25 protein-coding genes and 1 pseudogene are annotated in these 23,436 nt (G+C 60.4%); 14 read left to right on the forward strand and 12 right to left on the reverse strand.

The window, feature by feature from the left end:
• Window positions 1-127 precede the first annotated feature (127 nt).
• The 5 genes and pseudogenes from O2S87_RS08235 to O2S87_RS08255 all read right to left on the reverse strand — a co-directional run.
• A pseudogene (locus O2S87_RS08235) lies at window positions 128-283 on the reverse strand (peroxiredoxin); the annotation flags it as partial.
• Window positions 283-552 (reverse strand): glutathione S-transferase N-terminal domain-containing protein, encoded by a 270-nt coding sequence (locus tag O2S87_RS08240; RefSeq protein WP_475408315.1) that lies wholly within the window; start codon window positions 550-552, stop codon window positions 283-285. The gene O2S87_RS08240 and the pseudogene O2S87_RS08235, both read right to left, overlap by 1 nt.
• 158 nt (window positions 553-710) lie before the next feature.
• Window positions 711-1,790: a tyrosine-type recombinase/integrase gene (locus O2S87_RS08245; protein ID WP_475408316.1), complete on the reverse strand. Its 1,080-nt coding sequence runs from the start codon at window positions 1,788-1,790 to the stop codon at window positions 711-713.
• Window positions 1,787-2,182: a DUF5805 domain-containing protein gene (locus O2S87_RS08250; RefSeq protein ID WP_475408317.1), complete on the reverse strand. Its 396-nt coding sequence runs from the start codon at window positions 2,180-2,182 to the stop codon at window positions 1,787-1,789. Before O2S87_RS08250 ends, O2S87_RS08245 begins: the two co-directional genes overlap by 4 nt.
• Before the next feature lie 353 nt (window positions 2,183-2,535).
• Window positions 2,536-3,351 (reverse strand): BtpA/SgcQ family protein, encoded by an 816-nt coding sequence (locus O2S87_RS08255; protein ID WP_475408318.1) that lies wholly within the window; start codon window positions 3,349-3,351, stop codon window positions 2,536-2,538.
• A gap of 314 nt (window positions 3,352-3,665) precedes the next feature.
• On the opposite strand from O2S87_RS08255, the gene O2S87_RS08260 reads away from it, so the two are divergent.
• The gene (locus O2S87_RS08260) at window positions 3,666-3,848 is read left to right on the forward strand and encodes a hypothetical protein (RefSeq protein ID WP_475408319.1); all 183 of its coding nucleotides are present in this window, start codon (window positions 3,666-3,668) and stop codon (window positions 3,846-3,848) included.
• 23 nt (window positions 3,849-3,871) lie between these two features.
• Here the strand turns inward: O2S87_RS08260 and O2S87_RS08265 are convergent, their stop codons facing one another.
• Complete coding sequence (locus O2S87_RS08265) at window positions 3,872-4,720, reverse strand: eIF2B alpha/beta/delta subunit family protein (protein ID WP_475408320.1); 849 nt, start codon at window positions 4,718-4,720, stop codon at window positions 3,872-3,874.
• 199 nt (window positions 4,721-4,919) lie between these two features.
• On the opposite strand from O2S87_RS08265, the gene O2S87_RS08270 reads away from it, so the two are divergent.
• Both O2S87_RS08270 and O2S87_RS08275 read left to right on the forward strand, forming a co-directional pair.
• On the forward strand, window positions 4,920-6,512 hold the full coding sequence (locus tag O2S87_RS08270) for a HEAT repeat domain-containing protein (RefSeq protein WP_475408321.1): 1,593 nt from the start codon (window positions 4,920-4,922) through the stop codon (window positions 6,510-6,512).
• Window positions 6,513-6,555: 43 nt separating this feature from the next.
• On the forward strand, window positions 6,556-6,930 hold the full coding sequence (locus O2S87_RS08275; RefSeq protein ID WP_475408322.1) for a DUF7969 family protein: 375 nt from the start codon (window positions 6,556-6,558) through the stop codon (window positions 6,928-6,930).
• 19 nt (window positions 6,931-6,949) lie between these two features.
• Here O2S87_RS08275 and O2S87_RS08280 read toward each other — a convergent pair whose 3' ends face one another.
• Both O2S87_RS08280 and O2S87_RS08285 read right to left on the reverse strand, forming a co-directional pair.
• A complete protein-coding gene (locus O2S87_RS08280) occupies window positions 6,950-8,026 on the reverse strand; it encodes a glycosyltransferase (RefSeq protein ID WP_475408323.1) in 1,077 nt (358 codons plus the stop codon).
• 68 nt (window positions 8,027-8,094) lie between these two features.
• A complete protein-coding gene (locus tag O2S87_RS08285; protein ID WP_475408324.1) occupies window positions 8,095-9,057 on the reverse strand; it encodes a glycosyltransferase in 963 nt (320 codons plus the stop codon).
• A gap of 111 nt (window positions 9,058-9,168) precedes the next feature.
• On the opposite strand from O2S87_RS08285, the gene O2S87_RS08290 reads away from it, so the two are divergent.
• Both O2S87_RS08290 and O2S87_RS08295 read left to right on the forward strand, forming a co-directional pair.
• Window positions 9,169-10,542 (forward strand): sulfatase, encoded by a 1,374-nt coding sequence (locus O2S87_RS08290; RefSeq protein WP_475408325.1) that lies wholly within the window; start codon window positions 9,169-9,171, stop codon window positions 10,540-10,542.
• A gap of 3 nt (window positions 10,543-10,545) precedes the next feature.
• Window positions 10,546-11,616, forward strand: a complete 1,071-nt coding sequence (locus O2S87_RS08295; RefSeq protein WP_475408326.1) for a lysylphosphatidylglycerol synthase transmembrane domain-containing protein — start codon at window positions 10,546-10,548, stop codon at window positions 11,614-11,616.
• A gap of 27 nt (window positions 11,617-11,643) precedes the next feature.
• Here O2S87_RS08295 and O2S87_RS08300 read toward each other — a convergent pair whose 3' ends face one another.
• From O2S87_RS08300 to O2S87_RS08310, 3 genes are all read right to left on the reverse strand, one after another.
• Window positions 11,644-13,107, reverse strand: coding sequence for an RtcB family protein (locus tag O2S87_RS08300; protein WP_475408327.1), 1,464 nt, complete (start codon window positions 13,105-13,107; stop codon window positions 11,644-11,646).
• A 112-nt stretch (window positions 13,108-13,219) separates the two neighbouring features.
• The gene (locus O2S87_RS08305; RefSeq protein ID WP_475408328.1) at window positions 13,220-14,362 is read right to left on the reverse strand and encodes a DoxX family protein; all 1,143 of its coding nucleotides are present in this window, start codon (window positions 14,360-14,362) and stop codon (window positions 13,220-13,222) included.
• A 114-nt stretch (window positions 14,363-14,476) separates the two neighbouring features.
• The gene (locus tag O2S87_RS08310) at window positions 14,477-14,899 is read right to left on the reverse strand and encodes an archease (RefSeq protein WP_475408329.1); all 423 of its coding nucleotides are present in this window, start codon (window positions 14,897-14,899) and stop codon (window positions 14,477-14,479) included.
• Between the two features lie 132 nt (window positions 14,900-15,031).
• On the opposite strand from O2S87_RS08310, the gene O2S87_RS08315 reads away from it, so the two are divergent.
• The 9 genes from O2S87_RS08315 (at window position 15,032) to O2S87_RS08355 (ending at window position 21,941) form a co-directional block, all read left to right on the forward strand.
• Window positions 15,032-15,508, forward strand: a complete 477-nt coding sequence (locus O2S87_RS08315) for a GNAT family N-acetyltransferase (RefSeq protein ID WP_475408368.1) — start codon at window positions 15,032-15,034, stop codon at window positions 15,506-15,508.
• 81 nt (window positions 15,509-15,589) lie between these two features.
• Window positions 15,590-15,880, forward strand: a complete 291-nt coding sequence (locus tag O2S87_RS08320) for a 50S ribosomal protein L21e (protein WP_475408330.1) — start codon at window positions 15,590-15,592, stop codon at window positions 15,878-15,880.
• Complete coding sequence (locus tag O2S87_RS08325) at window positions 15,880-16,236, forward strand: RNA polymerase Rpb4 family protein (protein ID WP_475408331.1); 357 nt, start codon at window positions 15,880-15,882, stop codon at window positions 16,234-16,236. The genes O2S87_RS08320 and O2S87_RS08325 overlap by 1 nt, the downstream gene beginning before the upstream one ends.
• Before the next feature lie 82 nt (window positions 16,237-16,318).
• Window positions 16,319-16,903, forward strand: a complete 585-nt coding sequence (locus O2S87_RS08330) for a DUF655 domain-containing protein (protein WP_475408332.1) — start codon at window positions 16,319-16,321, stop codon at window positions 16,901-16,903.
• Between the two features lie 182 nt (window positions 16,904-17,085).
• Entirely contained in the window at window positions 17,086-17,964 is an 879-nt protein-coding gene (locus tag O2S87_RS08335; RefSeq protein WP_475408333.1) for a 16S ribosomal RNA methyltransferase A, read from the forward strand.
• A gap of 3 nt (window positions 17,965-17,967) precedes the next feature.
• The gene (locus tag O2S87_RS08340) at window positions 17,968-19,161 is read left to right on the forward strand and encodes a mechanosensitive ion channel family protein (protein ID WP_475408334.1); all 1,194 of its coding nucleotides are present in this window, start codon (window positions 17,968-17,970) and stop codon (window positions 19,159-19,161) included.
• The gene (locus tag O2S87_RS08345) at window positions 19,154-19,792 is read left to right on the forward strand and encodes a HemK2/MTQ2 family protein methyltransferase (RefSeq protein WP_475408335.1); all 639 of its coding nucleotides are present in this window, start codon (window positions 19,154-19,156) and stop codon (window positions 19,790-19,792) included. The genes O2S87_RS08340 and O2S87_RS08345 overlap by 8 nt, the downstream gene beginning before the upstream one ends.
• 71 nt (window positions 19,793-19,863) lie before the next feature.
• Complete coding sequence (locus O2S87_RS08350) at window positions 19,864-20,871, forward strand: 5-methyltetrahydropteroyltriglutamate--homocysteine methyltransferase (RefSeq protein ID WP_475408336.1); 1,008 nt, start codon at window positions 19,864-19,866, stop codon at window positions 20,869-20,871.
• Window positions 20,868-21,941, forward strand: a complete 1,074-nt coding sequence (locus tag O2S87_RS08355) for a methionine synthase (RefSeq protein ID WP_475408337.1) — start codon at window positions 20,868-20,870, stop codon at window positions 21,939-21,941. Before O2S87_RS08350 ends, O2S87_RS08355 begins: the two co-directional genes overlap by 4 nt.
• Before the next feature lie 153 nt (window positions 21,942-22,094).
• Here the strand turns inward: O2S87_RS08355 and O2S87_RS08360 are convergent, their stop codons facing one another.
• Window positions 22,095-23,288, reverse strand: coding sequence for a Cdc6/Cdc18 family protein (locus tag O2S87_RS08360; protein WP_475408338.1), 1,194 nt, complete (start codon window positions 23,286-23,288; stop codon window positions 22,095-22,097).
• Window positions 23,289-23,436: the final 148 nt, after the last annotated feature.

Consider the following 23,436-nt stretch of genomic DNA (forward strand, 5'->3'; position numbering starts at 1 on the left):
TACACTGTCGTATTGTTGACCGCTTCGACTTCATATCGACAGAAGGCGTCCAATTGCATACAACTTTCACGGAAACTGGACGGAGAAAGCACCGAGAGTGCGATTAATTAGCGGCGCAACGAGGCAACACGAGCAGAACTGGACTGTCAGCCACGAGTTCCGAGAGGCTGGCGTCCTCCCACTGTTCGTCGGTCACCAGTGGCCGTGTGAAATCGGGTGCCCGGTCACCCTCGGCAGGATGGTCCGTTGCTGGAAGATCGACCACCTCGAAACCGAGCTCCATCAGTTGGCTCTCCCGTACGTTTTGTCGAGATACTCGACGATGTTCGCGCTTTCGGACATCGTGACACCGGTCGACTCGTCGATGATCGCCGGAACGGTTCGCGACCCACTGACGCGTTTGACGACGTTGCGGTCCGAGTGCATCGGCTCGACGAACCGCGAGTGGTAGTCCAAGTCGTACTCGTCGAGTTTGCGGACAACGCGCTCACAGAACGGACAGGCCTGGAGTCGGTACAGCGTGATCGCTGGCTCGTCAGTTGACTCGCTCATACCTGGTAATTGGTCGACGCACAAGTAAGGACTTCGCTGAGTGGGTTTTGCCCGTCCATCTTCGTACATTCACACTACTCATTCTGTATAGCGAAATGAAGTTTATTTGGTCGAAGCGAACCACGGCCAAACTTTTGTGAACAACCTTTTTCTCGAAATTATATTTGTGACGGAACCAAATTGCGATCAGATAGCGAATAGATGTTTGCTTCGTACGTCTGGCGGACTTGGTCGCCCCAGTTGTGGGTGTACGTGTCGATGATATCGTCGGCGACGTCGCCGCGGAGGTATTTCACGATTCCACGGTCACCGGTCCGCTCGCGGAGATGCGTTGTGAAAAAGTGTCGGAAGTAGTGTGGTGTGACGTTTTCGGACGCATCGCCGCCGGTTCGGTACCACCCCATCTCGCGGGCGTGAGTCGACACCACTGTTCGAACCGCACGTGGAGTGAGTCGCTCGCCCCAGTCGCCGGCGGTGTACACGAACAGCGGCTCGGCGGGCGAGGGGCTGTCGGGTCGAACCGCGAGCCACCGTTTGAGCGCCGTTTTGAGCTCTCGGTCGATCGGTATCACCGTCGACCGTTTACGCTTGTTCGAGGCGGTGCGTTCTTCGCCGTTGGTCGGTTTTCCGCGTGCCGGTTCGCTGTCGACGTAGAGCGAATCGGGCCGTGTGTCGAGCTGTGGCCGTCGAACGGTCTCGAAGGCTGCGTCGACATCCGAATCGTCGAGTGCTAGATCCCGGAGATCAAGGTTACAGAGCTCGCCGACACGCATCCCCGTTTTCAAAAGCGTGATGATCAAGACGCGGTCGAGTGGATGGTTAATCGCCGAGACGAACGCTCGCATCCGGTCGACGCTGATTTCGCGGCGCTGGGGGTCCTTCTCGATGGTTTCGTCCATCTCTTCGACGACCAACGTCATGGGGTTGGCATCGAAGACACCGACGTTGGTCATATACGCGTAAAACCGGTGGAGATAGGCGGCGTAGCTTGCAACCGTGCTGTCGGCGACCGTTCCTCGGAGACTGTGAACCCACGACATGCAATCACGGTGGGTTGCTTCTGCGGGACCGACTGTGTCCGAGGGAATACGGTCGGAATCGCCCAGAAACGACTCGAACTGTCGGAGAACGCGACCGTAGGCCTCTCGGGTTCTGGCTGTTTTCCCGTGGAACGTGAGGTCTTCGAGGAAGTAGGCGATCGGATCCTCGGGTGTGTCCGCGCTGGTGCGTTGGCTCATTGGTCGACCACCGTGTAGCCGCCCTCGCGGCCGCTATACCGAACCCGGTTTGCTTCTTGAAGCGATTCGAGCGTCTCCTCCAATCGATCCTCGAAGTTGCTCGAAAGCGAGTCGACGAGTGCGTCCCAGGACAAAACCCCATCTGAATGAAGCACGTCGAGGACCCGTGTTTCGAGGCCGCTACCCCCAGGGTCAGAGGGGTCAGAAGGCCCCTCCAGATCGGGTCTCTGTGAGTCAAGTTCGAACCCCTTTCGCCCCGCTTGTACCATTGTTCTGACATACTCGGCCTGACTCATTCCGAGCTCCTCGGCATGGTCCTTCCAGGCGGCTTTTTGATACGCCGGCACGTAGGTACTCACAGTCGACCGGCCCGTTTCGGTCTGTTCGCCCATACACTCTCGTTTTCCTACACCCACTTCAGTATGACTGTACAGCAGTTGATAAGGGATCTTATCTTCGCATATGCTAGCATTATATCGGCTTCAGAAGCAGTATATCGTCTACTATATAGTACAAATTCTGTTCTATACCATTATTTGGGTTGATATACACTAATGAGGTTGTGACAGTATCGCAACTGGTTTTCGATTTCGATGGCGATGTACGCAGGCCATCAACAGCAGACATCCGATCATCCGAGCGGTAATTTATCAGTACTCTCGTCCTCGAGTCGGATTGACTCGTCGACGATCGACGATCTGTTTTCACAAATCTCCCTAGATTCTGACAGTGATCTGTAGCTGGGTTACTTGCGTACTGCGTCGACGCGACGCATCAACCTCTCGACGCGCGACGGATCGACGGGATTCGTCGTCTGGGCGTCTTCTTTCAGGGCCGTACCGACAATAGCCCCATCTGCAATCCCGAGCAATCGGTCGACTGAGTCGGCGGTCACGCCACTACCGACGACGATCGGCGTTGAGAACCCTCTCGCATCTCGTATCTCGACCGTTCGTTCGAGCGTCCCCATATCGACACTGTGGCCCGTTTCGCGGCCGCTGACGATCAACGCGTCTGCAAGCCCGCGGTCGACGAGATCACCGATTTCAGCCCCCAGAGAGCGCTCTCGACCGAGTGGGACCGCGTGTTTGACGTCGAGGTCGGTAAAAATCTTGATCTTTGTACCGAGGCGTTTTCGGAGCCGGAGGGTTTCGTGAGCACGGCCTTCGAGTACTCCCTGATCTGTAACCATCGCTCCCGTATGGACGTTGATACGCACAAAGTCGGCCCCAACGGCAGCCGCGATCGATATCGCTGCCTCGGCGTCGTTCCGCAGAACGTTGATTCCAACGGGACAGTCGACCGCAGCGGTGACTGCCGTTGCAACCCGCGTCATCGCCGCCACAGTGTGTTTTGGGACGTGCTCGGGATAGAACGGGCTATCGCCGTAGTTCTCGATGAGGAGGCCGTCGACGGCGCTCGCGAGCCGTTTGGCATCCCTGATAGCCGCTGATTCGACTGCAGAGAGTGCTGCGGTTGACCGTGGCGATCCCGGGAGCGGATCAAGGTGAATCATTCCGATTACCGGCGTGTCGACGCCGAACAGTGTTTTGAATGTCATACCTCCTCGTTTCGAGGCCAGATATCTACATTCTCTGAATCGACTGTCAGAATAAATTTAAAATTGAATATAGTTGTGTGGTCGGCCACGAACAGATGAATCACATGCTGCTATACCGAAACCGAGGGTTGATCGACCGCTACGTCGACTACAATCCGAACAAGTAGCGAAAACAGCTTTGCTACAATTCTGTACCCATACGAAACGGTTCCGCGAACCGGCACCTGATCTTCTCGCCGTCTCGAATCGGAACTTGCCAACGAAGTAGGTACAAAAACCGGAACGGTTTTTCGTGATCCCAGAGAGAGCCATTCATGGTCGAGGTAACCGGAACGGAAATCGTCATCACCAGCCTCGCAATCATGATTCTCGGCGGACTGCTCTCGACGTTCGGCTATCTCGAAGAGGGTTTGACGGTGTTCGTCTTTATGATAATGGGACTGCTCGGCTTTCTGTTCGTTCGGACAGTTCGAGGCCGTAAATTCGATTGGCGTTAGTATTCGATAGCCAATCGGGTAGATTAGTACTCGTGAATCCCGGTTTCGGTGATTAATTTATCGATGTACTCGACCGGCGTGGCATCGTAGGCCGGGTTCTCGATGGCGATTCCCTCGACTGGTTCGAGCATGACTTCTGAGGCCGCGCGGTGCTGATTTTCGAACGCGAAGCCCTCTTCGATTACTTTCGCACCCGAGCCAACGACGACGACCGGCACGCCGAGTTCCTGGGCGGTCGCCGCAAGCGGGAGGGTTCCGATCCGGTTGTAAAGCGTCCCGTCGACGATGCAGTCCATTCCGATCACGACGCGGTCACACTCCGACAGGAAGTGGCCGAGTGCGCTGTCGACCATCAGATGCGGTTCGACCCGGTCGATAGCCGCCAACATCCGAGCGGTGCCACGACCGATGTACCGCGGTCGGGCCTCCATCACGTAGGCAGTCAGATAGTTGCCATCGAGCGCGGCGGCTTCGACAGCGGCGAGTGCAGTCGAAGAGAAGTCGTGTGTCAGAAACGTCTCGCCGTCCTCAAACGTTTCGGCGGCGTTGGCGGCCGCCCGGCGCTTGCCGGTCTCGATATCTTCAACCACTCGGTCGATCATCCCCCGGGTGAACTCCTTGGCCTCCTCGACGGTGTCGGCCACGTCGACCACCGAGCGTTCGATCGCCCAGACCGCATTGTGCAGCGACGCATGTGAGGGATTAGCGCGCCGTAGCGCGCCAGCGTTGCGCTGAAGGTCCTGTTCGAACTCCTCGACGGAGGCGTACTCTCGGCTGAGGAGCTCCGAGAGTGCCTGTGTTGCCTTGATAGCTATCAACGAGGAGCTGTGGCTCTGCATGCCTTGGATTTCCTCGACGGTTTCGTCGATCATACTCCCACCTTTTCGCGTCGGCTGAAATGTGTTCCGGGCGAGGAAGCCCTGACGAGTGTCCGATTATCAGAATTCACTGTTTACCGGGGAAGCTTTTTGAGACAGAGGTCCGTGCGATGGACAACCACAAGCAATGGCCCCAATGCCGACACCCCGACGGCCGTCCTGCAGTATCTGTGGAAACACCGTCGAGTGGAGTATGACCGAGGCCGTCCCAAATCCCGTGTGTCGGGTGTGCGACCGACGTGCTGAGACGGTCGACGGTCGGCTGGCCGAACGAGCCACCGAGCCGAACCCCGTTTTTGTCGACGGCCACCAGTGTTGGCGGCAGTATACAGTACCTACTGACAGACAGCCTAAGGGTGTCGAACACCTAACAGTTCGAGATGTGATCGGCTGCGACTCGGTTAGTGAGTGCCTACGGCGGCACACTGACGAAAATAGCGAGCCGATCAGTTGGTTCGCCCCTGGTCCGACAGGTGAGCCGGTCCAGATTCGGACGGTCGTAGAGTCGGTCGACTCGCTTGAGGCGTTTTTCCACCAGTTCGATAGCTCGACAGCGTTTCGAATCACCACAGAGAAAAAAACAATCGACGCCAACCTCCCGGTTGCGGGGCCTACCCGTCTGCCAGCTGCCGCTGTCGGCCTGACCACCCCGCCGACGTACGAACTCACAACTGTCGAGTCCTCACCCCGGCAAGTTCGCCTTTCGGTGCCGGAGATCCAGGTTGTCGAAGTGGCTGCCCGGAGTTCATTGCCCGGACTCGACGGTGGATCGCTCGACGACCGCGTCGACCGCTATTGGCAGCTTGCAGCGGTTGCGCCCGGTCTGTTGGAAGCCGACTGGCTGTGGCCACTGATCGATGCTGATGATACAACGGTGCGCTACGCCGCGATCCGGGCTGTCCAGTCAGTCGTTTCTGATCGACCTGAAGTCGGTTTGGCTGCCGTCGACCGCCTCGTCGAGCGGCTTGCCGACGACCGGCCGATCCGACTGTATGCCGTGCGGAGTCTGGCTACAGTTGCCGAGCGGTTTCCAGAGGCGGTCGTCGATATCACACCAGAGCTTATTGACGAACTCGATGTCGAGCAGTCGCTGATGAACGCCGCCGTTACTCAGTTTGTTTTGGCGGTTTCCGAACACGATCCAGCAGTTGCCCTCGATGCAACACCGGCAATCGCCTCGTTGCTATCGCCAACACCGACTCGGGCGCGTCGACAGGCGCTTTCGGTGCTGTGTGTCATCGCCGAGCACTTTCCCGAAGAGGTTCGACCGCTCGTACCGACGCTCTGTTCGCTCCTCGAGGCTGACGACGACCCGTATCGGATCAGCTGTACGGCCGCGCTCGGCCACGTCACCTCGGCGTACCCAGATGCGGCCACGCCGGTCGTCCCGACTTTGTTGGATCAGTTGACCGCCTCGGATCCCGAGCTTCGAGGCAACTCCGTCGGTGTGCTCGGCGATATCGCCCAGGAGTTCCCGATGGACGTCGCACCGTACACCGAAGAGATCGCGCCCTTGCTCGACGATTCGGATCCGACCGTTCGTTCGAACACGACAGGCACGCTGGCGCGGATAGCCGAAGCGTATCCCGAACGGATTTCGCCGTTCGTTCCCCGTATTGTCGAGCTTCTCGACGATAGCTGGACGCGCAGCCGGGTGCACGCCTGCTGGGTGTTGGGCCACTGCGAGGCCAGCGAAGCCAGAGAGTCGCTGACCAGACACCGTCGCGAGGACTCCAGCGAGGCGGTCCGATCGCGAGCGGCGTGGGCGCTCGAACGGATCGACTGACGGGCCACCGAAACCCTAACGCGCTCGGTCACCTACCACTTGTATGGGAATTCCGGTTACCTACTACTGCCCGCACTGTGAGGCGCTCGTCGAACTCGAACGCGACGGCTCTCTCGCCGACAAGGCGGTGACGCCGTTTCCGTTCGAGGGGTGGACGTACGTCTCGCCAGACGAGCCGTTCGAAAACCGCGAGAACGTCGACGGCGTCGCTTTCGTCTGCGGCGAGGACGGCACCCTCGTCGACGATACCGAAGGCTGTGGCGAGTCGTTCTATCTGAGCTTCGTCAAATTCGAACACGGAAAGGAACTCGACCCCAGACGGCCGAGCGAACGAGTCGACCTTGCTGGTGAGGGGCCAGCCTCGCCGCAGCATCCCCGTGGGCCAAGCGGGCCGAACGGCCCCGGCGGCTTCTGGTAGGGGTTCGCGTCTCTGGCAATTAGGGTGAGACCGGAGCCGGCGTTTGTGTCGTGTCTCCGGTGTCGGTGTCGACGCCGTAGATCGCTTCGAGTTGATCGACCGTCCGTTCGACCGAAAAGTGCTCGACCGCGCTTCGGGTGTCCCGGTCGATACTGAGACAGTCTGCTATCGCGCACTGCATATCCTCGATATCACGATACGCAAAGCGTGCGCCGTTCTGGTCGCCGATCGTCTGGTCGAACGGCTGGACGTCCGTGGCCGCGACCGGCGTGCCGCAGGCGTTGGCCTCCAGGGTCGACAAACCGAGCGTATCACACGTCGAGGCGGTGACGAACACGTCGAGCGAGGAGTAAAACTGCGGAAGCATCTCTCGCGGCATGAAGTCCCGGAACTCGACGTTCTCGGGCGCGCGCCGTTCGAGGCTCGCTCTGGCTGGCCCCTCGCCGACCAGCACGTAGCGGTACGCCGGGGTTTCGGCGGCGAGTCGGAGGATCTCGTCGACGTTTTTCTTGATCGTCATGCGGCCACTGTAACCGATCACGGTCTCGTCGGGGTCGAACAGCCGGTCGTCGTGTGGTTTGAACAGTTCCATCTCGATACCGACCGGCAGCGCTCGCGGCTCGACATCCCGCCTGATGCGCGAGGTAGAGGCCGTCACGCAGTCGAATGACTGGAGGAACCGGTTCTCGTAGCGGACGTACAGCTGGCCGATTCGCTGCGAGAGGAAGTCGAACTTGAACGCCCGGATCAGGTAGTCCTCGATGGGAGTGTGATGCGTGTAGACGGATTTTGCGCCGTACTTGACGGCATAGCGCCGACCCATGAGTCCCGTCGACGCCGGACCGTGACAGTGGACCACATCGAGCGCCGGTAGTTGTGAGAGCCGTCGATAGGTCGGAAACCGGTACTGCTTATAAAAGGGGTTGGGCAGCGAGCGCACCGGAATCTCGTGTGGCCCTGGCTCGTGGCTGCTGTCGGGGTAGATGACGTACACGTCGTGGCCGCGCGCTTCGAGCCGCTCGCGCCAGGCCTTGATCGTGTAGGTCACCCCGTCGATCCCCGGGAAGTAGCTGTCAGTGAAAAACCCGATGTTCATTCAGATGTCCTACCCATTGTCGACGTCGGTTTTACATCTGCCGAGATACGTTCGACGACCATCGCTGGCTAGCTGTCGTCCAAGACGGCGTCGACGAACGCCTGCGCGCCGTTTTCGTAGCTTGGTTGCTCGTCGCTTCGACAGTAGTACTCGGCGGCGTTGACCGCTTGGGTCACCGAGGTGACTTTCGAAACCCCCTCGATATCCAGGGCCTCGGCCCGGTCGGCGAGCGCCTTCTGGAACGGCAAGAAAGGATAGATAACGCATGGCGTGCCCGCGACGACCGTGTCGGCAATCGAGGAGAACCCCGTACAGATCACGACGTTGGCGGCGGCCGTGTAGGGCGTCATCGCCGGTTTCGTCTCCCAGTCGTCGTCGCCGACCGTTCGGACATCGTAGCCCTCGGCTTCGAGTTGCTCGCGTATCTCCGCGAAGTTCTCGCCGTGGGTTCCCGGATTCAACAGCACGTCGTAGGGCTCGACTTCGTTTTCGCTATCCGGGTCGCCCTCCTGGGCGAGCGGGCCCACGCGAGTGATTCCCTCGGGGTCGGGTTCGTCGGCCCACAGCGAGGTGACGATGATGCCCTCGGCAAAGCGAAGCGAGACCTCGTTGTAGAGTGTGAGTGGCGTTCCCCACACCGGACCGAACAGGTCGGTCGTGAGGTGGTCGATCCGGTAGAAATCGAGCCCCCGACGTGCGGCTGCAATCGCCGCAAAGATGTCGTCGGTCACGAGCAGATCCGGGTCGACTTCGCGAAGCCACTGGTCGACCTCCCGGTACCGTCGAACCGACGAAGGGATGAGATCGAACAGGGTGTGCCGGGCGAACGCCAGCGGTGTCGAGCCGGCGACTGAGACTTTCGTGAACTCGGGCTGGTCGAAGCCGTTCATGTCGACGAACGGCTCGCCCTGGCCGCCGCCGCCGATCGCCACCTCGATGCCGCGGGATTCGAACTCCTTGGCGACCGGGATGCTTCTGGCCGCGTGGCCGGCTCCGTCACACCAGTAGACGATCGCTACCGTTTCAATCATGGACAGTTCTTGACGTTCTGTTCAGTTGCATGGATATAAACAAACCGTGATCACCCGGTGGCTGCGATGTAGATCAGAGTTACTAACTTGGGGGCGGTTCTGCAAGCGCGTATGAACGACTCTGTTTCGGGCCAACGGAACGTCCTGTTTCTCGTGTTGGACTCGCTACGAACGGACAGAGTATCCGCCTACAACGACGAGGTCGACTTCACCGAGAACATCCAGGCGATCGCCAACTCGTCGGTCGTCTTCGAGAACGCGGTGACACAGGCACCGTGGACGCTGCCCTCACACGCCTCGATGTTCACCGGCGAGTACCCGTGGGAGCACGGAACGACGCATGCGCGGAGCTACGCCCCGGCCGACCAGTCGACGTTCGTCTCACGGTTCGTCGACGCGGGCTACCGGACCGGCGCGATCACCTCGAACATCTGGATCACACCCCACAAGGGAATGACCACGGATTTCCAGTACGTCGAGAACTTCCTCGGCTCGGCCGACAACTCGGTCAGCCAGCGGATCTCGAAGCTCGTGACAAAAGTGTACGACAGCTTCGGGACGCTCACCAAACGCGTACTCGGCCGACAGCTCGACCGCGCGTTCCGGCTGTTCGGCGTCGACGATTCGTGTAAATCCGAAGAGACGGTCGCAGCTACCGAAGCATATCTCGACGCCCACGACCCCGACGAGCGCTTCTTTTTATATGTGAACCTGATGGAGCCCCACGAGCCGTATCATCCGCCGCGCGAGTACGTCGAGAAACACGGGGTGACCGACGAGTCGGTCATTCCCCACAGGCAGAAAGACCTGTTCACCAAGGATAATATCGACTTCGACGAACTCGCCAAGATGTACGACGCCTCGGTCGACTACACCGACGATCTGGTCGGCCGGATCACTGCCGCGCTCGAACACAATGGGCTCGACGACGACACCGTGGTGGTGCTGCTGTCGGACCACGGCCAGGCGCTCGGCGAGAACGACGGTCTCTTCGGCCACCAGTTTACGGTGATCGAGTCGGTGATCAATCCGGTACTGCTGGTCGACCACCCCGATATCGCCGCGGGCCGCGAGTCCCGGCCGTTCGAACTTCGTCGGCTCGCCGAGTTGGTTCCGTTCTACGCGGGCATCGAGTCGGATCGCCCGGACGTGTTTTCGGAGACTGTCAGGGGTGGCTACGAGTTCCCCGAGAACTTCACCGGCTACATTCCGAAAGCCGAGTGGGACGACTACTACAGACAGAAGAGATACGTCAAGCGCGACGGAACGAAAGTCGTTAAATCCACTGACCAACACGGGGAGGTAGCGTACGAGGCGTACGATCTCGAAACCGGCTCGAAGATCGAGGTTCCGGCCGATCTCCGCCGAGCGGTCGACGCGATCGGCGAGGCCGACGTCGGCGATGGAGTCGACGAGAACGCCAAGGGTGGCCCCGACGAGAACGATGAGATACACCAGCGACTCGAAGCGTTAGGATACAAATAACGAATGAAACTCTCGATCCGCGACGGCTGGCAGAACCGCGAGTGGCTCTGGTACGGAGTCGCTGGACTTCTTTTCGCGGTGCTGCTCTACTTCGCTGATCTCGATTCGATCGTGACCGCGATCCAAACGGTCGACCCCGCGCTGTTCGGCGCAGCCGTGGTGATCGGGTTTTCCTCGCTGCTCGTCTGGGCGTGGGTCTGGCACCGGTTTTTCGGTCAGCTATCGATCCGATCGACGCCCTCGCGGACCGTTCGGATGTTCCTGACGGGCCATTTCCTCAACTCGATCACTCCGCTCGGCCAGTTCGGCGGCGAGCCCGTGATGGCCTACATCATCTCCGAGACAACTGGGAGTGACTACGAACCCTCGCTGGCAAGCGTGGTGTCGTCCGACATTATCAATGCACTTCCGTTTTTTACCTTCTCGCTCGGTGGGATCGTTTACGTTGCACTGTTCGGCACGCTCGACGGCTTTCTGATCGAGGTGGGCCTGATTGCAGGGATCATTCTCGTGCTGGGCGGGGCGATTGCCTACCTGTTGTGGTCGACCAACGGCGCAGTCGGCCACACGATAACCGCAATCATCGACCGACTCGACGGCGTGACCGATAGGGCCGACGGCGTCTTTCGGTCGCTCAAAGAGAGCGTCCACCAGGTCGAATCGGCCTTCGAGGAGGCCGGAAGCGATCGGCGGTTCCTACTCGAAACGGCGACCATTTCGCATCTGGCGATCGTCGCCCAGATCGTCTCGCTGTACGCGGTGTTTCTCTCGATGGGAATCGAGACGCGGTTCGTCCCCATCTACTTCATCGTCACCCTGTCGACGATCGCCACGCTGTCACCGACGCCCGGCGGCTCGGGCACCTACGAGGCTGCCTTTTCGGGGCTGATGACCGCCTTTTATTCGGTCGAACTGGCGACCGCGCTGACCGCCGCGGTGCTGTTTCGACTCACCACCTACTGGCCGGGGCTCGTTGTGGGCTACCTCTCGCTGTTGACGCTCAAGCGCCGGTCGGGATCGACCGACCAGGCCGACGGCGTCAAGCAGGCAGACCAGGTCGACAATCGCGAATAGTGGGCGAATACTGTCGTCGAGACCACCTCAGCCTTTGATGTTGCAGACCGGGAACGTTCGGGCAACTGCATCCCCAATGCCGAGTTCCTCGGAGACGCGGACGACCTCGTCGACGTCCTTGTAGACGCCTGGTGCTTCCTCGGCGATCGTCGCACCGCTTTGGGCTTTGACGTAGATCTGCTGTTGATCCTGTAGTTCGTCCTGTACCGTTTCACCCCAGTAGTCCTTTTTCGCTTGCGTGCGGCTCATCACGCGACCCGCGCCGTGGGCCGTCGAGCCGAACGTCTGACCCATTGACTGCTCGCCGCCGCGGAGAACGTAGCTCCCCGTGCCCATACTTCCCGGAATAATGACCGGCTGGCCCACGTCGCGGTAGGCCCGCGGGACCTCCGCTCTACCGGCCGGGAACGCCCGAGTCGCGCCCTTGCGGTGGACGTACAGTTCGCGGGTCTCGCCGTCGACGTCGTGGGGCTCCTTTTTGGCGATGTTATGGGCCACGTCGTACAGCAGTTCCATCTCCATGGCTTCCCAGTCACGACCGAACACACGCTCGAAGACCTTGCGCGTCTGGTGGGTGATCAGCTGGCGGTTGACCCACGCGAAGTTGATTGCGGCACCCATCGCGCCGTAGTACTCCGCCGCGAGCTGGCTCCGAGCGGGCGCAGCCGCGAGATCCTTGTCCGGCAGCGATTCCAGCAGGTCGCCGTGTCGCTGTTCGATTTTTCGAACGTAGTCAGAACAGACCTGATGGCCCAACCCCCTGCTGCCGCAGTGGATCAAGACGACGATCTGGTTGGGTTGAAGGCCGTAGGCCTCGGCCACGTCGTCTTTATATATGTCAGTCACACGCTGGACTTCCAGAAAGTGGTTACCCGACCCTAGACTGCCAAGCTGGTTTCTACCCCGATTCTTGGCCTTCTCGGAAACGTAGTCGGCGTTGGCGTTCGGTCTGCGTCCTTCGTCCTCGCAGTGAAGCCGGTCGTCTTCGGTGGCGTATCCCGCCTCGATCGCCCAATCGAGACCGCGTTCGAGGACTTGGTCGACGGTTTCGATGTCGGTCTGGACGACGCCACCGCCGCCGAGCCCCGAGGGAACGTTTTCGAAAAGCGAGTCGACGAGTTCCTCCTCGCGTCCGTGCAGCTCCTCGTAGGTGAGGTTCGTCCGGATCATGCGAACGCCGCAGTTGATGTCGAACCCCACCGCACCGGGCGAGATACAGCCGGTTTCGGCGTCGATCGCGCCCACACCACCGACCGGAAAGCCGTAGCCCTGGTGGCCGTCGGGCATACAGAGGGCGTACTTCGTCATTCCCGGCAGTTGGGTGGCGTTTTTGAGCTGTTGGAGGGTCTTGTCGTCACCGATCTGTTCAAGAAGGCTCTCGCTCGCGAGCACACGCGCGGGCACGCGCATTGCACCCGATTTGGGTATCTCCCAGACGTGTTCGCGGATTCGTTCCAGTGTAATCCCCTGGAACTCACGTGTCGTGGTCATAGGCCTATATCCACGGTACGGGTGAAAGAGGATTGCGTCCCGCTCGTGACGGTGGGTCGACCGGAAACTGTCGACGATGGTGATAGCAACGTCGACGGCGATGACTCGTTACTCAGTCGTCGGTCGGCGTTTCCTCGACGCGTTCGCGCTCAGTGCCACCGACAGCCTGTCGTTTGGCGACCGTCGCGGCAGTTCGCACGCGCTCTTCGAGCCAGGCGTCGACCGAGTACGGACCGGCACCCGTAATCAGGAGCGCCGAGACGAGGCCGAACAGCGAGATGTGGGCGACCACAGGATCGTCAGGTAGGCCGAACAGCGTGGTCGTAAACAGGACGAACGCGACCAGCGAGAACCCGCGCGTGAACGCCCCGAGGATGAGCATCACGCCGACGAGCGCTTCAGTGAGCCCCGCGCCGATCACCCACAGCGCGGGGTCGACCGGGACGACTGCAGTGAGGTCGTATTTGTCGACGACCGCCAGCGCGTCACCTGGGCGCATCAGCTTCTGGGTAATACCGAGGTAAATAAACACGACCCCGATCCCGGCTCGGAGGATCACTGGAGCCAGTTGCTTGTACGGTTTGATCCGCTCAGCGAAGGGAACTGACACCCGGCGGTAGAAGGGGTCGATCCGCGAGTAGAACGTCTTGTCGTCGTCGGCTATCCGGGAGATGACGGCGTCGGCGCTGGGTCGACCGCCGCCGACGAGCGCGACCGCCAGCAGGCCGGGAACGTACTCGAACGCCAAAAGTAACGAAGGGTACGACGGCAGCGCGACCAGATAGACGAACAGCGCCCACACCGCGGTGACGCGCGTCGCGAGGCCGAACAGCAGGAAAAAGCCGACGGAGATGCCGAACAGCCGCAGGGCAGTGGGATACGGTAGCGTCACCGAAGGGCTAAACAGGTAGCCTTCGAAACCCGCGGCGATCAGCGGCATCCCCATCGACAGCCGAAGCAGCCAGCCCAGCAGATCTCGGTAGTCGTTCATCGCCGCCCGGAACGCCGCGATGTCGGCCGGAAACGGCCGGAGATACAGGTAGGCTGCCAGACCAGCGACGGTCATGAGAAAGCCGCCGACCAGCGTCGCAAAGATGATCGGAGTGGTGAACGCCCCGACGAGGAAGTCGACGATCGCGATCGGATCGCCACCCGGCGTGACGTACTCCACGTGTGCGCTCGCCGAGCCGACAAAGGCGACGAGTACTCCCGCGATGGCCGCACAGAGCCCGAGTAACCGACGGTTGATGCGCATACTAACACGTAGGTGCTTGATGTTTCTAACTGCAGCGATTTTCTCAGTTTATTTATAATTATGGTTCGTTAGTATATGCGTTTGAACGGTGGACGTTGCTCGGTCGACAGGCCGCTAGACGTCGAAGACGACGTAGCCGTACCAGCGATCATCGCGCCGGTCGACAACCATCTCCGAGTAGGTGACTGCCTTGATCTCACGGGCCGAAATCTCGTCGAGTGGGACGCCGCGCGCGCTGGCGGTGAGCGACCATTCGCCCTCTTTTTCTGTTGGCTTGTGAACGGTCACTTCGTTGTCGACCGGCAGAACCAATCGGACGTCACGCTCGTAGATGAGTTGGTCGAGATACTCATACAGCAGCGCTTCACGGCTTTCGGCGCGCGAGACGATCTCGAAGCGGTCGCCACCCTCGTCGGGAATCGACTCACACATCGCGGCGGCCAACCCGTCGGCGACCGATGCAAACAGCTCACCGAGCCCAGCTGCGGTCGCTTCGACGGCGATATCGGCGGTGTGCTCCCGGAGCCTGAAGCTCATTGCTGATCATTGGGCCGCCGTCGACATGATCGCTTCGGCTCCGGTTGCAGTCGACCGCTGGCCTTGGTGACTTACAGCGCCCGCCACCCCGGTGGAGTTAATATGGTTGTAGGCCGTATAACCGGCATACCAGTGAGCGCCACGGTCGAAAAGCGAGTCGACGAGGCCGGTCAGACCGACTACGTCGACGCCGCGTGGCAGTTGAAAGAACACATCCACCGGACAGAAGGTGTCCTCAAACAGCGACGCGGCTTTTTCATCGATGCCTACCGCCGGTCGACCACGCACCTGTTTTTCGAGGACAACGACCTCGTCGCGTTCGCGTCGGTTCGTCGTGACGGCTACATTCTCTTTTTGGCGGTCAGGCCCGACGCCCGCGGCCGCGGCTACGGCCAGCGACTCATCGCCGAGATCGCCGCCGACTACCAAACCGTGACCTGTCACGCCAGAACCACCAACGAGGAGGCGCTCGGATTCTACGAACACCTCGGCTTTCGCGTCTGTCGACATATAGACAACTACTATGAAGACAATGGCAACGCCTACTACCTGAAATTGGGCGAAAACAGCAGCTTTCGCGAACGGTTCTCCGAGTTTTTCGGTCGGTGAGCGCCTCCGTGTGAGCGGTTGCCGTGGCAGTCGCGGAACGCACGTTTTATAAGTAGACCGCAAGTATTCGAACCCACGACTATGCCGAGTTCCAATGGGCCCATGAAGGGGACGCGAGGAAAGCTATCCAACCACCCGCGAAAACGTGGCACGTCGCCACCACAGCGGGCCATCCAAGAGTTCGAGGCGGGCCAGAAGGTCCACCTCACGCTCGACCCGAGTATTCGTGAAGGCCGCTTCCACCCGCGATTCAACGGACTGACCGGTGAAGTTACCGGCAAGCAGGGTGCAGCCTTTACCGTCTCGATCAACGACGGCGGCAAGGAAAAGACGGTCATCGCTCGCGCCGCCCACCTTCGCGCTCAGCAGTAATGACGATCTTCAAGGAGAAAGTCGACGAGGAGTACATCACGATCTCGGAGGTCAAACCGCTCCTCAGCGAGGTCGAAGCCGAGCGCGCAGCCGACGAGGACCGCGAGCTTCGCTACGAGCTCGCGCGAGCGATCGAACACGTCAACCGCTATGCGGTGTTGGAGCCAGCCGAGGCCCGCGAACTCGTCGAGAAACTCACCGAACTTGAGAAGGTCAACGAGAAAACAGCCCACAAGATCGTCGACATCCTCCCGCAGGACCGAACCGAACTGCGGTCGATCTACGCCAAAGAGCGCTTCGCGCTCGACGGCGACGAACTCGACGAGATCCTGAACCTCGTCGCCCAGTACGTCTAACTACGGGTCTGTTCGGTCTGCGTTCGCTGGTTTCGGTCGACGACGGGCGATTTTTAAGTAGCTCGTTCTCGTAGCGTTGGGTATGTCTTCCCCCGAGAACGGAAACGGTGATGGCGAGTCGACGACACATGCCGTTGTTCTCGACTACTTCCCCCACGGCCGGTCGAACGACAACCGCCCCCAGTACCAAAAAGAGCCGCTCGCCTACGCGCTCACTGAGGACAGCTTCGATCTTCTCGAGCTCACGTTGACCGACGAGGCCGACATCAACATCGTCGACCGGGTGGCGGTCGATCCGGCCGACGAGACCGAGATTGCTTCGGTTCGATCGGTCGACTTCGACGAGCTGTCGAGTTCTGCGGTCGCCGAACTGGAGTACGCCATCGATGCGATTATCGACGACAACGAAGAACGCTTCGTCGACTTCTACAACGAGGCCCAGCCGATCACGCTCCGACTCCACCAGCTAAACCTGTTGCCTGGAATCGGCAAGAAGCTCCGCAACAAGATCCTCGACGAACGAAAACGCGGGCCGTTCGAGAGTTTCGAGGAGCTCTCCGAGCGCGTCGGCGGCCTTCACCGACCAAAAGAGGTGTTGGCAGAGCGGGTGCTCGAAGAGCTCCGGGACGACGATTTGAAGTACAAGATCTTCGTTCGCCCAGAGTAACGAGCGCGCCGCCGGGTTCAACGACGAGTTTCGAACCGCGGTTGACTAGGTTGTTTGGCGCTCCACCGTGTGGAGGTCTCGTTCGTGGTAGATTTTGTGGAGGTCTCGTTCGTGGTGGAGGCGTTCCACCGGAACCACCAAGAAGCGAGATGTTTACGCCGCCAGGGTCGAAAGCCCCTGCAATGACCCTCTCGGACCGATCAGACGCTGGCAGCCGCGATCCGGACGCCCTCATCCGCCGGGCTGGCGAGCGCGGTAACCCGGATTTCGACCAACATTTTCTGGTCGACGACCGCGTCGTCGACCGAATCCCTGGCTTTCTCCCCGCGGACTGTGACACCTCCAACATCCTCGAAATCGGCGGCGGACCGGGCGTGCTCACTGATCGCCTGCTCGCAGTTGCCGACCACGTCACCGTCATCGAGCGTGATCCGACGTTTGCAGCCCACCTCCGCGAGGAGTTCGTCGACGCCGTCGAAGATGGCCAACTCACGGTGATCGAGGGCGATGCGCTAGAGGTCGACCTGCCCGACGTTTCGGCCTGCGTCTCGAATCTCCCCTACAGCGCCTCCAGCGAGATCGCCTTTCGGCTGCTCCCGCTCGGCAAGCCACTGATCTTGATGTTTCAAAAAGAGTTCGCCGACCGGATGGTCGCCGAGAGCGGAACCGACGACTACGGTCGACTCTCGGTGAGCACCCAACATTTCGCCGAGGCCGAGGTCGTCGAGTACGTCCCGAATACCGCGTTCGATCCCCAGCCAGCCGTCCAAAGTGCGGTGGTTCGCTTGCTGCCGCGAGCGCCCGACTACGAGGTCGACGACGAGACGTTTTTCCTTGATTTCGTGAAAGCCCTCTTTACGCAGCGTCGCAAGACGATCCGAAACGCGATTCGAAACACCGCTCACATCTCGGGGCTCGACGACCCCGAGGCGGTCGTCGAGAAAGCCGACGAGGAGTTGCTACGTCGACGAGCGGGCAACGTCGCGCCCGCCGAGTTCGCCGCGCTTGCGTCGGTGGCCGCAGCGCACGGAGTTGCGGAGCCTGACAGGACTGCGGAGTAAGTAATGGGTGCGAAAATCGTCGTTGGGACGGGAAGCTGGCTGCTTGGTAACGCCGAGCAACTGCTCATTACTATCGGCGTTCTCGGCGGCCTGATCGTCGCCAAACAGCTCGTTAATCGCTGGCGTAACAACCGCGAGGTCAGTTCACGGTTTGCACTGTTTGTTTCGGGAATCGTCGCGCTGTTGATCACCGGTGGACTCTTTTCGCTTATCGTTGTCTGGGAGCTCACCGAACCGCTGTACAGCGCCTACAACGGTCTCGATCTCTCCCGGCAGGTCACCAACATCGTGCTTTCGTTCGCGATTCTCGGCGGGGCCTACGCGCTGTCGGATTTCGTCGGCCACGTAATCAAAGATCTCGCCAGAGAGCAAGAGGCGATCAGCGAACACGAACGCGAGATCCTCCACCGACTCATGCAGGTGTCGATCTACACCCTCGCGCTGTTGGTCGTCATCGGCCTGTTTACCGACAACATCGGTAGCCTGCTGGTTGGCGCTGGCTTTCTCGGTATCGTCGTCGGGATGGCCGCCCGTCAGACGCTCGGCGCGGTGCTTGCGGGGTTCGTTATCATGTTCTCGAAACCATTCGAGGTCGGCGACTGGGTCATCATCGGCGACAACGAGGGCACAGTCACGGAGATCACGATCGCAAACACACGGATTCTGTCGTTCGACGGCGAGTACGTGATGGTGCCGAACGATCTGGTCACCAGCACCTCGGTAATAAACCGGACGCGACGGGGTCGACTCCGGATCGAAGTCGACGTCGGCGTCGACTACCGAACCGACCCAGACCATGCGAGCGAGGTAGCCACCGAGGCCATCTCGGAGGTCGACCGTGTCCTGGACGTGCCGAGCCCGCAAGTCGTCGGCAAGGAGTTCGGCGAGTCGTCGATCGTGCTGGGCGTCCGCGGCTGGATCGACAACCCAAGCGCCCGGCGACGATGGGCGGCCCGAACCGAGATGATGGCCGCGATCAGACAGGCGTTCGCCGACCACGAGATCAAGATCCCGTTCCCGCAGCGCGAGCTGTCGGGGCGTGCCGAAACCGGGGGCCTCCGGATTGCAGATGGAGACGCGTCGACGTCAGCCGGTCGGAGTCAAGATGGTGAGTCGAGCCCGACTGGTAACGGCCAGTCGACGAAACCGACTCCGGTCGAATCAAGCGAGCCACGCGAGAGGGGTGACAATGACTGATTCCGAGGACGACCAGCCGGTCGACGAAGATAGCGATACCCAGGTGTCCGACTCCCGCTCGCAGTTGGCCGAGCGTCGCGGCCTTGAACCCGACGTGTATCAGCCCGCCGAGGATTCGGGGCTGTTGGCCGAGGCGGCGATCGATTCGCTGGTCGACCCGGAACTCGTGCTCGAAGTCGGCACCGGCTCCGGATGGGTTGCCCAACAGGTCGCGGCCCAGACCGGCAGTCGAGTGATCGGGAGCGATCTCAACCCACACGCCTGTCGACAGGCTCATGAACGTGGGGTCGAAGCCGTCCAAGCCGATCTCCTTTCTGGCTTTACCGATGGGGTGTTCGATGCCGTCCTGTTCAACCCGCCGTACCTGCCGACCGACCCCGAAAACGAGTGGGACGACTGGATGGAACACGCGCTGTCGGGTGGCGAAAACGGCCGTCGACTCATCGTTCCCTTTTTAAATACTGTAGGGCGCGTGTTGGCTCCCGACGGCGAGGTGTATCTGCTGGTGAGCAGTCTTACCGGGTACGATATCGTCGTCGAGTTGGCCGAGAACGCAGGCTTCTCGGTCGACGAAGTTGCCCAAGAATCCTACCCGTTCGAGGTACTGTCGATACTCAAACTCACGTTGTAGCTCGATAATAACTATTAAGCATATTTTACATTAGTAAATATTAAGCGGCGTCATCACTAATTCGGCTGTATATGACCGAACGAGTTGCGACGACACCGGGGCTGTTCCCGCTTCCCGATCCAGCGAAACAACAGCTCTCGGACCTCAAGGGCCACCAGAAACACGATCTGATCTCGGGTTCTGAGAGCCAGCAGATCGCAGGGGCCTACGAAACGTATCGAAGCGAAGTCATCGGCGAACAGCAATCAACCGGGCTCGACCGCATCGTCGAAGGCCAGTTGCGGTGGGACGACATGCTGGCCCACCCGCTGACGACCCACGAGAACGTCAATCCCGATGGGATCGTCCGCTACTACGACAACAACAACTTCTACCGCGACCCAGTCGTCGAGGGAGAGCTGACGTTCTCGGGTGACGTCGCTACTGAGCTTACGGCCGCAGTCGACTACCTTGGCGAGGGTGACGCCCTACAGGCGGTCCTCCCCGGCCCGTACTCGCTGTTCGACCTCGCGACCGACGACCACTACGGCGACGACGGCGAGTTTTTCGAGGCTATTGCCGACTTCCTCGCCAGCGAAGTCGAGGCGTTCCCGGACCACGAAACGCTGTTCCTGCTCGAACCGTCGTTAGTCGAGAACGCGCCGAACGAGGACCTCCAGAATCAGCTCGCCGAGGCCGTCGACACCGTCGCCGACGAGACTGACGCCGACGTCGTCGTCCACACCTACTTCGGTGCGCTCGACGAGAAGACCTACGCCCACCTGATGGACGCCGATGTCGAGGCCCTCGGCTTCGATCTCGTTGCGGGCGACCGCGACCAGACGCTCTCGAACATCAACGAGTTCGGCACGAAGAACGCCGCCGCACTCGGCATTGCGGATGGCCAAAACACCCTCGTGGAGTCGGCCGAAACGCTCGAAAAGCGCGTCGACTGGTTCGAAGAGCAGATTCCGGTCCAGGAGTTCGACCGACTCTACTTGACGACCAACACCGAACCGTTCTATCTACCCGTGAACAAACACCGCGAAAAACTCGCCGCCATCGCTGCAGCAGCCGTTGACAAGGAGGTAACCGCATGAGCCGACCAGCCGACAACCGCGAACAGTTCCGCCCCGACGACCACCCGACCGACCACTTCCTGCTGACGACCGTCGTCGGCTCGTACCCCAAGCCCAAGTGGCTCAACCGCGCCGACGAACTCGTCGACGACGCGGATTCGAAGTTCAGCGTCGAGGATCTTAAAGAGGCCCACGATGACGCTGCTCGCGTGATTACCCACGAACACGAGCGTGCCCAACTCGACACCGTGGTCGACGGCGAGGTCAGACGAAACGAGATGGTCGAGTTCTTCGCCGACCGAATCGACGGCTACGAGTTCAATGGCCCGGTCAAGGTCTGGGGCCACAACTACTTCGACAAGCCCTCGGTTTCGGCCCCGGTGAGCTACGACGAACCGTGGCTCGTCGAGGAGTTCGAGTTCACCAACGAGGTCGCCAGCAAGCCGGTCAAAGTGCCGATTACGGGCCCCTACACCCTTGGCAACTGGGCATTCAACGAGGCTTACGACACCGAAGAAGAACTCGTCTACGACCTCGCAGATCTCGTGAATATCGAGATCGAGCGACTCGTCGAGGCCGGAGCCAAATACATCCAGATCGACGAGCCCGCGCTCGCGACCACGCCGGATGACCACGCCATCGTTGGCGAGGCGCTCGACCGCATCGTCAGCGGGATTCCCGAAGACGTGCGGATCGGACTCCACGTCTGTTACGGCGACTACTCACGGATCTACCCCGAACTCAACGATTACCCGATCGATGAGTTCGATCTGGAACTCTGCAACGGCGGCTACGAACAGATCGATGTCTTCACCGAGCCCGACTTCGTGCCTGATCTCGCGCTTGGGGTTGTCGACGTTCACACTGCCGAAATCGAGACAGTCGACGAGATCAAAGAAAACATCAAACAGGGCCTCAAGGTCGTTCCGCCGGAGCGACTCACCATCAGCCCCGACTGTGGCGTCAAACTCCTGCCCCGAGAGATCGCCTACGGCAAGATGGCAAACATGGTGAAAGCTACCCGCGAAATCGAAGCCGAACTCGACGCTGGCGAGATCGATCTCGATGAGCCGATCCCGCTGGCTGATTAGTTGAGTGGCTGACGAGTGGCTGGTGAGTAACTGTCTGGCTACCCTGCACAGCTTTTTTCAGCAGAATAGGGATCGTCCTATAGAACAACCGATAGATCGACCAGACGTATCGAAGAACGTGTCGACGAACGTCCGAGGGCCGTCGCGATGATGCTACGAGATCAGGACGTCTTTGACGACTTCTGGGTCTTCGAGCAGTTGGTGGTTGGTGTAGCTGCCTTCGGCGCTGCCGCCGCTGTGTCTGGACTGTTCGAGAATGTCGAGAAACGCGTGTTCTTTCAGGAGGTCACGCACGCGCCGGAGCGAGAGGCTGTCCGAACCCTCCTGTCGACAGATGTTTTCGTAGATCTCGTAGACGCGACTCGTTCGGAATCCGTCCTCGTCGGGCTCCGAGAGCGACAAAAGCGCGAGCGCCTGCAAGACGTACCGCGAGTGGGGCGTCGAGCCACGGATTAGCTCCCGGAAACGGTCGGTTTCGGCCCGCTGGCGGGCTTGGGTGACAAACTCCTCTTTGACCGTCGTTGAGCCGGTCGACTGGGCAATCTCGCCGGCGTATCGCAGCATGTCGATCGCCTTGCGCGCGTCCCCGTGCTCTCTTGCGGCGAGCGCCGCGGCCCGAGGGATCGTCGACGGTTCAAGCACGCCCTCATGGAACGCGTCGCTCCGGGCATTCATGATGTTCCGAAGCTGGTTGGCGTCGTACGGCGGGAAGACAAACTCCCGCTCGCAGAGGCTGGATTTGACGCGCTCGTCCATCCGGTCTTTGTACTGGATCTTGTTGCTGATTCCCACCACGCCGAGCTTGCAGTCGGTGATCTTGCCGGCCTCGCCCGCCCGCGAGAGCTGCATGAGAATGTCGTCGTCGCTGAGTTTGTCGATCTCGTCGAGGATGATCACGACAACGTCGAAACGCTGGTCGAGAATGCGCCACAGGCGCTTGTAGTACGTCGACGTGCTCAGGCCTTTATCGGGGACGTTGATCGCGGTCGATTCGACGTCGTTGACGCTCGCGGCGATCGTCTGGACCGCCTGGGTTTCGGTCGTATCCTGGGCGCAGTCGACGTAGGCGAACGTCGCGGTGACGCCTTCGTCGCCCGCCGTCTCGATGAGTCGGCGTGAGACGTACTTCGCGCAGAGCGATTTACCGGTGCCCGTTTTGCCGTAGATCAGTACGTTGCTCGGACTCTGGCCGAAAATGGCGGGGTTGACCGCGGTCGCGAGCTGCGAGATCTCGTTGTCGCGGCCGACGATACGCCCCTCGCCCGGGAGGTGGCTGATCTCTAACAGCTCCTTGTTAGCAAAGATAGGGTCCTCACGGGTAAATAGATCGTCGGCAGTCTCAGGCATACATGGAGACACCGGGTTTCCGGTGAAATGGGTTTCTTTTTCGCGGCGGAGACACACACCACGTTTCCGGTGAAACGGCGTTCGAAGGTGGGGGTCGACCTGAAACCGTGGTCGACGGTGGACGATCAGTCTGACCAGTCAGGGTCGG

This window comes from Halohasta sp. A2, from assembly GCF_056175805.1.